Annotated in this window: 12 protein-coding genes; 6 read left to right on the top strand and 6 right to left on the bottom strand. The window is 62.8% G+C overall.

The features are described 5' to 3' along the window. Nucleotides 1-105 precede the first annotated feature (105 nt). The 4 genes from ASE26_RS20890 to ASE26_RS20905 all read left to right on the top strand — a co-directional run bounded on the left by ASE26_RS20890 (nucleotide 106) and on the right by ASE26_RS20905 (nucleotide 2,853). Nucleotides 106-1,032: a LysR family transcriptional regulator gene (locus ASE26_RS20890; protein ID WP_055926253.1), complete on the top strand. Its 927-nt coding sequence runs from the start codon at nucleotides 106-108 to the stop codon at nucleotides 1,030-1,032. Nucleotides 1,033-1,132: 100 nt separating this feature from the next. Continuing rightward, entirely contained in the window at nucleotides 1,133-1,492 is a 360-nt protein-coding gene (locus tag ASE26_RS20895) for a hypothetical protein (protein ID WP_055925772.1), read from the top strand. A 48-nt stretch (nucleotides 1,493-1,540) separates the two neighbouring features. Further along, the gene (locus ASE26_RS20900; protein WP_055925775.1) at nucleotides 1,541-2,281 is read left to right on the top strand and encodes an ABC transporter substrate-binding protein; all 741 of its coding nucleotides are present in this window, start codon (nucleotides 1,541-1,543) and stop codon (nucleotides 2,279-2,281) included. A gap of 74 nt (nucleotides 2,282-2,355) precedes the next feature. Continuing rightward, complete coding sequence (locus ASE26_RS20905) at nucleotides 2,356-2,853, top strand: hypothetical protein (RefSeq protein WP_055925779.1); 498 nt, start codon at nucleotides 2,356-2,358, stop codon at nucleotides 2,851-2,853. Between the two features lie 10 nt (nucleotides 2,854-2,863). Here the strand turns inward: ASE26_RS20905 and ASE26_RS20910 are convergent, their stop codons facing one another. Beyond that, complete coding sequence (locus tag ASE26_RS20910) at nucleotides 2,864-3,124, bottom strand: hypothetical protein (protein ID WP_055925782.1); 261 nt, start codon at nucleotides 3,122-3,124, stop codon at nucleotides 2,864-2,866. A 258-nt stretch (nucleotides 3,125-3,382) separates the two neighbouring features. Between ASE26_RS20910 and ASE26_RS20915 the strand changes: the two genes are divergently transcribed. Further along, nucleotides 3,383-4,462 (top strand): hypothetical protein, encoded by a 1,080-nt coding sequence (locus ASE26_RS20915; protein ID WP_055925785.1) that lies wholly within the window; start codon nucleotides 3,383-3,385, stop codon nucleotides 4,460-4,462. Between the two features lie 18 nt (nucleotides 4,463-4,480). After that, on the top strand, nucleotides 4,481-4,960 hold the full coding sequence (locus ASE26_RS20920) for a hypothetical protein (protein ID WP_055925788.1): 480 nt from the start codon (nucleotides 4,481-4,483) through the stop codon (nucleotides 4,958-4,960). Nucleotides 4,961-4,974: 14 nt separating this feature from the next. On the opposite strand, the gene ASE26_RS20925 is transcribed toward ASE26_RS20920, so the two are convergent. The 5 genes from ASE26_RS20925 to ASE26_RS20945 form a co-directional block, all read right to left on the bottom strand. Next, nucleotides 4,975-7,098 (bottom strand): TonB-dependent receptor, encoded by a 2,124-nt coding sequence (locus ASE26_RS20925; RefSeq protein ID WP_057246867.1) that lies wholly within the window; start codon nucleotides 7,096-7,098, stop codon nucleotides 4,975-4,977. A gap of 103 nt (nucleotides 7,099-7,201) precedes the next feature. Beyond that, the gene (locus tag ASE26_RS20930) at nucleotides 7,202-7,804 is read right to left on the bottom strand and encodes an RraA family protein (protein ID WP_057246868.1); all 603 of its coding nucleotides are present in this window, start codon (nucleotides 7,802-7,804) and stop codon (nucleotides 7,202-7,204) included. A 3-nt stretch (nucleotides 7,805-7,807) separates the two neighbouring features. Then, a complete protein-coding gene (locus tag ASE26_RS20935; RefSeq protein WP_057246869.1) occupies nucleotides 7,808-9,706 on the bottom strand; it encodes an IucA/IucC family protein in 1,899 nt (632 codons plus the stop codon). Between the two features lie 4 nt (nucleotides 9,707-9,710). Beyond that, the gene (locus ASE26_RS20940; protein ID WP_055925799.1) at nucleotides 9,711-10,502 is read right to left on the bottom strand and encodes an HpcH/HpaI aldolase/citrate lyase family protein; all 792 of its coding nucleotides are present in this window, start codon (nucleotides 10,500-10,502) and stop codon (nucleotides 9,711-9,713) included. Further along, entirely contained in the window at nucleotides 10,499-12,340 is a 1,842-nt protein-coding gene (locus ASE26_RS20945) for an IucA/IucC family siderophore biosynthesis protein (protein WP_055925802.1), read from the bottom strand. The genes ASE26_RS20940 and ASE26_RS20945 overlap by 4 nt, the downstream gene beginning before the upstream one ends. Nucleotides 12,341-12,352 lie beyond the last annotated feature (12 nt).

A 12,352-nucleotide genomic window follows, 5' to 3' on the forward strand; every position in this document is an offset into this window, starting at 1 on the left:
TAGCCAGAATCCGTAAACGATCCGCATATTGATTTACGGCAAACTCGCGCACCAACTATTAGTCATTATTCCACACCACTTGGCGCCGGGCACCCCATGGAAAGCATGAAGAACTTCAGTGAGATCCAGTCACTGCGAATTTTTATCGAAATCGTCGATGCGCGCGGCATGGGGGCGGCCGCGCGCCAATTGGGCCAGACCGCGTCGGCATTATCACAACGCCTGCGCCAGTTCGAGGGCCGGCTGGGCACCAAGCTTTTGCACCGCAGCACGCGCCGGCTGCAGCTGACGGAAGAGGGCACCCTGGTGTATGAGCGCGGCAAGCGCATCCTGGGCGACCTGGACGCCCTGCAGCGCGAACTGCACCAGCAGCATGACTCGCTGGCCGGCCCCTTGCGCGTGTTCGGCCCGCCGGGCTTCGGGCGCCAATACCTTTCCAGCCTGGTGGCCGAGTTCCACGACCTGCACCCCGAGGTGGATATCACGCTGACGCTGGCGGACCGTTTGTCGGCCCATGCGCATGACCGCTTCGACCTGGTGGTGCATATCGGCGCCATGCCGGTGACCAGTTCCGCCATCTATAAGGTGGCGCCGAACGCACGCTACCTGTGCGCCGCGCCGGCTTATCTCGCATCGGCGCCGCCGCTGCAGCACCCGGCCGACCTGCAGCAGCACCGCTGCATCATCCTGCGCGAGAACGATGAAGATGCGACCCTGTGGCAGTTCCACCAGGACGGCCAGATGGAGCGCGTCCGTGTGGCGGGTACGTTCAGCAGCAACGACGGCGAAGTGACCAAGCAGTGGGCGGTGGCGGGCAAAGGGCTGATCATCCGTTCCGAATGGAGTGTGCGCGATAGCCTGCGCAGCGGGGAACTGGTGCGGGTGATGCCAGGATGGCACTGCCCGGATGCCGACATCCTGGCGATCGTGCCGCATCGGGACGGCATCCCGGTCCGGGTCCGCCGTTTCTTCGAGTTCCTGCGCGCCCGCTTCAATCCGGTGCAGCCATGGACGGGGGCAGGGTTGCGCTAACCCTTGATGGCCTGCCGGCATGGTGCGACAATCGCGCGGCGCGGATCTGGGCGCTGATCCGTTCGCCTGCGCAATTTGTCCAACCATATAAGAGATTTTCATGGCAGTTTCCAAAACCCGTCTCGATGCGTCCCGTTTTTTCCTGCGCCTTGCCATTGGCGGCATGGCGATCCTCATGGGCTTCCAGGCCCTCCGCCATTCCGGCTTCCCATCGACGCTTAACGGCGCCGGCTATTGGGCCCTGCACCTGACCGAGATGCTGTGCGGCGCGCTGATCATGATCGGCCTCCTGATGCCATACGCCAGCGCGGTGCTGACTTTGGTTGTCGGCTTGCCAATCGTGCTTGGCTGGATTCACGGCGCGCCTGTCCTGGGCAACCTGCACGCCCTGTTCCTGTTGCTGGTAGTGAGCGCGACTGCGCTTGGCGGGGCAGGGCAATGGGCGCTGGGCAAAGACTAGGGACGAGAATCCCCGGGGGCCTTCCCTTTTCTGCGCTATGCTGGAGCGATGAACTGGAAGGCACTCCTGTTTTGCATCCTGGCCGTACCGTGGGCGCGGGCGGAGACCATTACGCTCAGTAATGGCGAGTGGCTGCCTTACCTGTCCAAGACGTTGCCGCATTACGGCGCCGTATCGCGCATCGTGACGGAAGCCTTTGCGCTGGAAGGCATCACCGTTAATTATGTGTTCCGTCCCTGGCCACGCGCTTACGCCGAGGCGCAGCGGGGGTTGGTCAATGGCTCGCTGGTCTGGAGTGTGGGGCCGCCTTCGACTGAACGTGCACGGGAATTCCTGTCCAGCGATACCGTGCTCGAAGCCCAATCGGTGTTTTTCCACCGCAAAGGCTACAACTTCACCTGGACCAAGGATGCCGACCTGGCCGGCCTGCGTATCGGCGGCGTGGCCGGCTACGAATACCGCTTCGAAGAGGTTCCGGGCGTGCATCTCGATCGCGCACCGAACGAAGAGCTCAACCTGCGCAAGCTCGTGGCAGGGCGGGTCGACGTGGTTCCGGCCAGTCTCGATGTGGGCCGCTACATCCTGCGCACCAGGTTCAAACCGGAAGAAGCCGCCGGCATCGCAGTCGCCACAGGGCGCTACAACACCACCCAATACCGGCTGATCATGCGGCGTGCCGACGCCGCGAACGCTGGCTACATCGAACGTTTCAACCGCGGCCTGCGCAAGTTGAAGGAAAGCGGCAAGTACGACCAGTACATGGCCGACCTGGCCGCCGGGCGTTACTGATCCAGTGGTACTTGCCGGAAACAAATAACTGTATATAATTACAGTATTTTCAGCAAGCTAACATTGGAGCCGCGATGATCGATGATTTGATGGAAGAGGAAGTGCTGGTGCAGGAAGACCGCGTCTGGCAGGACAACGGCTGGACTGCACGCGTCATCAAGAACGAGGATGACGATGGCTGGGCGGTGGCGATGATCAAGGATGGCGAAGCGGAACCTGCCCTGGTCGGTCCCTGGACCATGGGCCGCGACAAGAAAAATCCCAAGCCGCTGGACGTGAATGCTTTCAATACGCTGGTCAAGACGGCCAGCGAAGTCATCCGCCGCCATGAGCAGCAATTGCATGCGCAACTGCACCGCAGCGTGCGCGTTCACACGGAAGGGGCGGCCTACATCACCGTCAACCTCGACATCACCCCGGACGAGGACGATCCCTACGCGACCCTGACCGCCTTTGATCCCTTCGGCGAAGAACAGGCGCAAGTGCGCGTGGCACCGAATTTCAAGTTGAGCGTCGCCAGCGCGACTGCGTGGATGGAAGCGGGATATCGCAAGCCGTCCAGTTCGCAATAAGGCCAAGCCGTCAGTACAGGCCAAACAATTTGCCACCGAGGCCAAGAACCATTGTTGTGTTGACGAGTGTAAGGCCGATCATCCAACGCTGGTTAATGCTGGCCTCGCGGCGTATCTCCTTGAATCCGTCGTCGAGCTCAGCCTGGAGCCGGTCTGCTCGTTCGAGGATCAATTTCCGCAGTTCAGATATGGCTGTGTATAAGCGATCAATTTCTTGTCGGTTGGTTTCCATCATTGCCTCAGTCCTTGCGATGCGTGTTTCCACTTCCATGTGTCCCTCCCGTCAGCGAGCTTCAACTTTGGCCCACGCTTGAGCGAAGGGATTTGAGGCTAGACAGCAGACCCTGAAAAAAGTTCATGTGCCGGGCGGCCCAGTTGTGACAATGGGGGAGCTTTTCGGGCTCGCTGGCTGCTAATCTAGTTTGCGCAAGCTCAATTGCTGACGATGCTGGCGACGATATAGTCGCTAGGCGCCATCGCGGCGTTTCCCCCCCGTTCCGTCAACTAGTTGCTTACCAGGAGGCTCAGCATGATCGCAAGCTCCAGCAGCAAGGTCGTCCCACTCGGTTCGTTCAAGGCGTCAAAGCGCAACAACTCGATCTCCGGCCTGTCGTCGGGGGCCTTCATGACTGTGCAGCTGCACCTGGCCCATTCGGCAAGTTTTGCCGGCGCCGGCATCATTGCGGGCGGGCCGTTCCGCTGTGCGGAAATTTTCCGGCCGGACGAGATGATGACGGCGGAAGATGCTTGCATCGAGAACTCGCTGTATATCTGCATGAATCCATTGATCCCGCAGGTGGCGCCGGACGCGCACAAGCTGGCCGGCATGGCCCAGGAAACCGCCAGGGCAGGGCAGATCGACGCGGTCGCCAACCTGGCCGATGACCGCCTCTACATCTTTACCGGCAGCGCGGACGACGTCGTGGATTCGGACGTGGTGGCGCGCACGCGCAAGTTCTATGAGCTGTTGGGCGTAAATCCGGCGAACATCCGCTATGTCGACGGTGTGCCTGCAGGGCATAGCATCATCACCGACAATCCTGAAGACTCGGAGCTGCGCACCAACCAGCCGCCGTACATCAACAACGGCGGCTTCATGCAATCGCACGATATCCTGCGCCACATCTACAACGACCTGCAGCCGGCGGCGGAAAGCCTGGCCGGGCAGCTGCTGCGCTTCGACCAGAGCGAGTTCTTTGCCGATGCGAAGGACCGGGCCAGCATGAGCCAGTTCGGCTACATCTACATCCCTTCGAACGTCGCGGCGGGACGAGTGAAGGAGCCGCGCGTGCACATCGCGCTGCACGGCTGCAAGCAGGGCTACAACTACACCGACTACGTCAATGGCCGCGCCGACATCGCCAACCAGCCGCCTTACGGCAACCGCTACTTCACCACCACCGGCTACAACCATATCGCCGAGAGCAACGACATCATCGTGCTCTATCCCCAGGCCGAGGGAACGGATAACGACACCGTCCAGAACCCGGATGGATGCTGGGACTGGTGGGGCTACACCAGCCTGGATCCGCAAGCCCCCGACTATTACTCGCGCGAAGCGGTGCAGATCAAGGCGATCCACGCCATGCTCGACCGGCTCTGCGCCTAAGCGCCATTGGAGGACGATATGAGCAAACTTCCCGTTTCCGTCGGATTGAAAACCATCGACAAGCCAGGCCTGCCAGCCTTGCGCGAATCGAAGGCGTTGGCGCCGCTGGCTGTCTCCATGAAGGCCAATTCGCTGGTGCAGCGGCAGGCCGCGCGCCTGCTGCAAAACAGTATGTTGTCGGCCGGACTCGCGAGCCGGTTTGGCGACCCGCAGGTCTGGAGCGAATGGCTGCAGTTGCAGGCGGCCATCATGCAGCGCCTGCACCAGCAAAACCTCGACTGGCGCCAGGGCTGCGCCATCCTGGCCGAGGACTATGCCCTGATCCGCCACGCCAACACCATGTCCAAGATGGCGGAAAAGCAGGGGAACTTCTTTTCGCAATGGACTTTGCTGTTGACCAACCAGGCAAGCAGCCTGCTTGAGCTCATGGAAAACATCCACGTCGATTACGGCTACTGGGCAAGCCAGAAGACGGCAATGCCGCGAACGATTGCGTAGGAAGGCGCTTGCGCTTAGAAGCCCAGCGAATAGCCTAGCGTTACGCTGCGTCCACGGCCTGCGAAGTAGCGGGCCGGTTCCACCAGGGCGCTTTGCGAGTAGTAGGTGATGTAGTCCTTGTCGAACAGGTTGGCGATGCCGACGCGCAGCGTACCTTTGCTTATCTTGTAGCTGAGGGAGGCGTCGGTCAGCGTGTAGCCGCTGAATTCCTTGGCCGGATCGTCGAAGCCCTGGTTGAAGGCGTGCTGCAGCTGTACGTAGGAAGACAGCTTGTCGCTCCAGTTCGCGCTCCAGCTTGCGATCAGGCGGTTCGGGGCGACATTCAGACCGTCGAGTTTCGCATCCAGGCTGCCGTCGCTGTTGCTGTCGTAGCGCCCCTTGGTGTAGGCATAGGCGATGCTGGCGCGGTGCGCCTTGCTGAAACGGTAGGTGGCGCTGGCGTCATAGCCTTCCAGGCGGGTCTTTTCACGCGCCATGTTGAACACGCCATTGACCGAGATCACGCGCGCGCCGAAATCGGAGTCGGAGCGGTAGTAAGCGGCGTCCAGCTCCCAGTCGCCCTTGCGCACGCGGGTGCCGAGCTCAATGCCTTCCGTGAGGATCGGTTCCAGGTTGCGCATATTGCCGATCTTCTGTCCCGGCGTATTGATCGAGCGCAGGGTGCGGCCGATGTCCGGCAGGCCGAAGCCTTCGGAATAGCTGGCGTACACGGTGACATCCTTGACTGGCGTGAGAACCAGGCCGGCATTGGCCAGCGTTTCGTTGAACTTGATCTTGCCGCCTTCGACGAAGGTATTTTTGTACGCGGCCAGCGTGCGATAGCTGTCCACTTTCAGGTCGGCGTTCTCGCGGCGCACGCCGGCGTGCAGCGTCAGAGTGTCGAAGATCCTGAATTCGCCCTGGGTGAACAGCGAGAAGTTGGTGTACTTCGACTCGGGCACAAAGGTGCGGCCGGTCAGGTACATATCCTGTTTGCCTTTGTCGGACAGCGTATCGATGCCCGCCGTCAGCTTCAGGCGGCCATCCAGCAGGCCGGCCTTGGTCAGCCCGACTTTGCTGCCGAACTTGGAAGCAACGGCGCGCGACTGGTCGTACAGGGTGCCGGACGGCGCGATCTTCACGTCCTGGAAGGTGGCCGATTTGTCGGCGCCGAACAAACCCACGAATTCCTGGTTGAAGACCATGGCGGACAGTTCCATCCCGGCCAGGTCGTAATGGTTGTAGCTGGCGCTGCTGGTCCACACGTCGTTCCAGGCCGGTGCGCCGGGTGGCGTGCCCTCGACTGAAGTGGATGGGATGCCGAGCTTGCGGTCTCCTGCCACCCCAAGGTAGTTGGCCTTGGACTTGACGCGGTAGCGGTTGACGGAGAATTGCAGCTTTTGCTGGTCGTCCGGACGGTAGCCGATCTTGACCAGCACGTCGTAGCTGCGCGAATCCATCAGGTCGCCCTGCGTCACGTCGACGCCGATGCTGCGTCCTTTGCCATCCAGGTACAGGCCCTGGTCTTCATAGGAAACCGCGAACAGGTAGTCCAGCTTGTCCAGGCGGCCGTCGATGCGGTAGCTGGACTTGTAGCTCAAGGTGTCGCCTTCGACGTGGGTAGTCGGCGCCGTGACCTGGACGTCGACAGTCTGGTTCATCGATCCTTTTTCCGGTCGGCGCGTGATGATGTTGATGGTGCCGCCGGTCGCGCCAAGGCCGTTGATGGCGTTCGGGCCCTGCACGATTTCAATGCGCTCCACCATGGAATAGTCGATGGTGTGGGCCTCGCGGCCGGTCGGGCGTACCGGGTTCGATTGCGGCACGCCGTCGATCAGGATCAGGGGCGTGCGGCCGCGCAGCGTTTCACCGGAGCCGTTCATCTTGCCGCGGCTGGGCGTATAGGAAGGGAGGATGCTGCTCAATACATCGGAGGAGTTGCCGGAAATGGCCAGTTGCCGTTCGATTTCCTTCCTGTCGATGACAACCACGGTCTGTGGTGCCTTGTCCGCTTCGATATTCGACCGCGAAGCGAGGATGACGACAGGTTCCAGGACAAGTCCCACTTCTTGCTGGGCGTGCGACTGTGCTGATACGCCAAGCAGGATGGCTGCCACCAGCGGGCGGTATTTAAACGGCAAAAGCTGATTCGACTGCACGGAAAGCTCCTCAGATGACAAGGGCTGGCTTGGCATGCAGCGAGTGCACGTGTGGCTGGCTAATTGAAAATAGTTCTCATTATCATCTGCAAGTCAGTCGAAGTCAACGCAATTGCTGACGCCTGGCCGCTTCGTCCCGCTGCTTGGCATGCGCTTGCTTGCCGATTTCCAGGGCCGACGCCGGGTCGAGGATGAACAGGCCATCGTCGTCGCCCACCACCAGGTCGCCGGGACGCACCTGGACGCCGGCGATGGTGACGGGGACATTGACCGCGCCCCCGCTGTCGAGCGCGCGCGTGGTCAGTGCGCTGACAGCGCGGGAAAATACCGGGAATCCCAGCGCCGACAAAGCCCGCACGTCGGTCACGCAGCCCGCGATCACCACGCCGGCCAGTTGCTTCTTCATGGCGGCCAGGGTGCGCAGTTCGCCCCAGCAGGCGCGGTGCTGGTCGCCAGCTGCCATCTCGATCACCAGAACGTCGCCGGGCTGGCTCGCGATCAGGGCAGGGCGGATGGCACTGCCGTCGACGGCGGGCAGCTTCACCGTGACGGCATTGCCGAGCAGCCGGATGGGGCGCGCCAGCGGTTGCAGGCCGTGCACATAGCCGGCCTCGTACAGATGGCCGATGGTGGATGCCTCGATCCCTTCATAGAGTTCGCGCAGCCCTGGCCACACGCCCTGTATCCTGGGCTGGATGTCGTGCATCGCCTAGACTGCCTGCAAGGAACGGAAGGGATTGCTGGTCATGCCCTTCCCGAACGGCATGCTGCCCGGGCCGGCCGCGCGTTCCATCATCGGGCGCACCAGCAGCTTCAGGGGCCAGGCCTGCGCCTCGAACAGGCGCTGGCGCAGCACGGCGCGCGCTTCGGCCGGGAAGTCGATGCGCCCGATGGCCTGCTGCAGCGCTTCGCCGAGGACGGTCCAGAGTTGCGCGGCCGGCACCTTGTAACGCAGCGCTGCGACCTCGATGATGGCGCGCAGGTTGACCTGGATCGCCAGCGTTTGCAGGTAGAACAGCAAGTCTTCCGGCGTGTCGTGGTACAGGGTATTGGCGTGGCCCGGCTTGAGGCTGTACACCGGATCGGCCAGCCCCTGGCGCTCAAGCCACGGCACGTGGATGCGCAGCGAATCATGGTCGCGCAGCAGCAGGCCTTGCATGCGGCCTGAGCGCCATACCAGCACGGCGTTCTGTCCATGCACTTCGGCCAGCATGCCGAGGCGGAACATGCGCAGGTTGATGTCGAAGAAGCTGTCGCACAGCTCGCGGAACAGTGCCAACACAGGACCGGCTTGCGGTGCGAGGCCGCGGTAGCGCAGCCATTCATCGAAGAAGTGCGTGGCCTCGGGCGGCAGCGGTACACCGAGGGCGGCCATCGGCACCAGGCGGCATTCTGGATCGTCCATCAGGGCAGGCGGATAGCTGCGCACCATGGCGGACAGGTGGCGCGGGCCTTCGTCGAACAGGGTGGCGTGCTGCGGCAGGTAAGACCACCACTTGGTTTCGTCGCAGATGAAGACACGCTGCGCCAGTTCGCTGTCCAGGGACATGGCCTGGCGCAGCAGGCTTTCACTGCGCTGGCCGTTGATCATCTTGATCGCCGGCAGGTAGCGCGAAGCGCCGAGGGAATATATCCCCAGCGGCAGCTTCAGGTAGTGATGGCTTGCCGATACCGGCGCCAGCGAGCGTACCGATGAAGTGGGCAGGAAGCCGCCGTTGCGGAATTCGAGCGGGATGCAGACGCCGTCGCGCAGTTCAGGCCCCAGCATCTGCGGCAGCATATGGCGCAATTGCCAGGGATGGACCGGCAGCGCTACATGGCTGGCGGCGATACCGCGCCGGCGCAGTTCCTCCTGCAGCGCCTCTTGCTGGCTTGCGCTGAGCAGGAAGTGTTCGGGCCTGGTGGCAAAGGCGTCTTCAATGCCGGTGCCGCAAGCGATGGCGGCGCGCTCGACAGCTACCCAGTTCAGCGGTACTTCTTTGCCGAATTCCGCCATATAGGCGTGGTAGTCCTCCTTCGTAAAACCCTTTTTGGGCTTGGCCACCGGATGGAAGGGGCGGTCGCGCAGGGAGGCGCACTGCTCCAGCACCTGGAAGGCCGCTGCGGGGCTCCTCTGGAGCAGATTGGAGGTATCCACCTTGTGTGCCAGCGACCATGCGGTCTGCTGCACCGATTCGCGTACCCATTCGAGGAACAGGGCGGCGCCTTCGGCATTTTGCGGAATGAAGTCGTCCGGGGCGTGGGCCAGCAGCAGCTCCATGAATCGTACCGGTCCCAGGCGGGCCACCTGGAAGCCCTCGCCGCCTGCGCCTGGGCTCAGCTCCTGCGCTTGCGCGCCGGGCAGGCATTGCAAGGGCTGCACGATGCCGCGCTCCACCGGCACCAGTACGCTGTGCGGCGGTTGTTCGGTGATGGTCCATTGCCAAAGCAGGCTGCCGGGCGGCATGTCCGGTAATGGCAAATGGCGGCCATAGCGCGTGCGCGCCTGTTCCTGCGACAGCAGGGACGGTTCGCTCACATCGAAAAATTGTTCTGCCAGCAGGCAGTCGACCAAGTCTTGCAGCACAATCTGCGCGGCCTGCGCCTGGAAAAGATCTTCGTTCTTCACGTGTTCATCCTTCGCTTTGAGTTTCGCTATGGGTCATTGAATTGAGTTTTGCCTGCAAGGCGCGGAATGCGATGCCGCGCTCGTCGCCCAGCACGAATGCCGTTACGCCGCGCTGGCGCCAGGCGGCGTATTCGCCATCGGCGCGCGGAATGGCGCAGTAGGGGATGCCGGCCCTGGCGCAGGCGTGCTGCACCTGGCGCAGCGCTTCCTGTACCGGCGGCGCCGAGACCTGCCATGGCAGTCCGCAGGACTGCGACAGGTCCGCTGCGCCTTCGAGCACGAGGTCGACGCCAGGAACGTCCAGGATGGCCTCGATGTTCCCGACGCCGGCCAGGCTTTCAATCATCGGTACCACCATGATTTCCTCATTGGCGCGCACCACGTACTCGGCCAGGCTATGCTTGCCGAACGCGCCGGGACGGCCTCCGTTCAGGCTACGCATGCCTTGCGGGTGGTATTTGCTGGCGGCGACGATGCGGCGCATCGCCTGCGCACTCTCCACGCAAGGCGCGACGATGCCCTGGGCGCCGCCGTCCAGCGCGCGCAGGATCTCCTTGGCATCGCTGCCGTCGCCGCGGGCGACGCGCACCAGCGGCGTAATGCCGACGGCCTCCGCGGTGCGCAGCATGTGCTCCAGCGTCTCCGGGTTCAGCAGCACATGTTCGGTGTCGATGATCACGAAGTCGAAGCCGGCCGCCGCGGCCAGCTCCACCGATGCCGGCGCCGGGATGGAGCAGAACAGGCCGAACACCTGTTCGCCGCCCCGAAGCTTGCGTTTGAGCCGGTTCGGCTTCATGCGGTGTTCCGGAACTGGTGCAGCGGGTTTGGTACTTGGCGGAAGCGCGGCTCGCTGTCGCCCAGCAGGCGGCGCTTGGTCAGTTCTTCCACCTGGAAGGTCGGCGCGAAAACGTCGAATGCCTTGAAGCGCTGCGCATGCTGCGGGTGGCGCTGCTGGTAGTCGTGCACCAGGCTTGCGGTCATGCTCCAGAACTCCTGCTCCGGCAGGCCATAGTGGCGCGCCAGGAAGATCGCGGTTTCGGCCATGCAGATGAAGAAGAACGCATCGCAGGTGAAGTCGCGTACTGCGTCCAGGTCGTCTGTCAGGATGAAGGAGTTGCGGTTGATGCGGGCATGGCTTGCCGGCACCGGCACCAGCTCGGGCGCCAGTGCCGGCTGGGCCAGGTGCCGCGGCGAATAGCGCACGCCGTCGTGGAAGTCTTTCAGTGCGATGCGTGCCGGCATGCCGGCGCGATGGATCAGCATGATGTTCTGGGCATGCGATTCCATGCCGATGCCGTGGGCGAACAGCATGTGGATGATGGGCGTGACCGAGGCTTGCAGCAGCTGCCCGGTCCATTCACGCACGCCGTGGCGCTGGATCCATGGATCGACCAGCGGGCGGCCGCTTTCGTCCACGTGGCACAGGCCGTTGAACGGCACTGCGGCTTCGCCCTCGCGCAGGTAGCCGTGCAGGCTTTCGCGCCAGATTGCGCCCATGGTGCCGTAGGCCTTGCCCTTGCGGTGTTCCGGCAGCTGGTCGTAATTGAAGCTGACGCCGAGTATTTCACCGAGGATCACGAAGTCCAGCTCCCTGGCATAGGTGTCAGCTGCAATCAGGCGGTGCAGCCAGTCGGCGATGATCGGACCGTTCATCAGCGTGTGCGCGGCCAGGATGCGGCTGGTCGAGGTGTTGGTGATGCTGAGAGAAAGTTTGACGTAGGCCTTGCCCGGGGCGCTGTAGTTGGCCAGGGTGCGGATCGATTGCTGCGCACGATAGCTGTCCTGGCCTTGGCCCAGGACGACGATGTCGCCCTCTGCCAGTTCGGGGTGGAACAGCATGGCTACGCGCTGTTGCCACTGCCATGGATGGACCGGCAGCAGCAGGTAGTCCTCGATGGATTTTCCCTGTTGCGCCAGCATGCCGGCGAAGCGCTCGTAGTCGCCGGCGCCCAGTTCCTGCTTGAGCAGGGTCTCGTAGCCAGTGTGCGCCGAATGGTTGACGCGGCCCAGGCGGCGGTGCACTGCCAGCCACTGCAACTGGATCAGCTGCTTGAACTCAGGGCCGTAGCGGCGGTTTTCGTCCAGCGAAAAGCCGATGCGCGATTTGTAGCTGGGGTGGTAAAGGTGGGCGTCCATGATGTCGCCTTCCAGTTCGTCGTAGTCGCGCAGGGCCGCGGGTGGGCGGGCGGGATGCGCCTGGTCCTGTGCCTGCAAGTCCTTCAGCAAGGTTTGCTCCAGCTCGTCCATGAAGGCCGTCATGCGCTCCGATGGCGGCAACTGGCCAAGGATCTCGCTGCAAACGTCGGCCAGGGTTGCCGTGCGCTCTCCTTCGTTGCGTGCGGCACGGATGACGGGACCGCCATCCAGCTTGACCAGGCCGAAGCTGGTTTTCATCTCGCCTGGGCAGCGATATTGCACTGCCTTGCCGTCGGCATTGCGGCCTTCCAGCAGGAACTCGGCGCGCGCATAGGCGCATTCCAGCACGCCTTCATAGATCAGGGCTTGCAGCAGCTGGCGTACCACGCGCTGCTCGACCTGGCGATAGCGCGGTGATTGCAGGGCTGAGATCCATTCCGGGCCAATGCCGTTGGCGTCAGCCATTGCGCCGATCTGGCGGGCTTCCAGGATATTCATAAGCTTCCTTGT

This window comes from Duganella sp. Root198D2, from assembly GCF_001428585.1.
GTDB lineage: Bacteria > Pseudomonadota > Gammaproteobacteria > Burkholderiales > Burkholderiaceae_D > Rugamonas.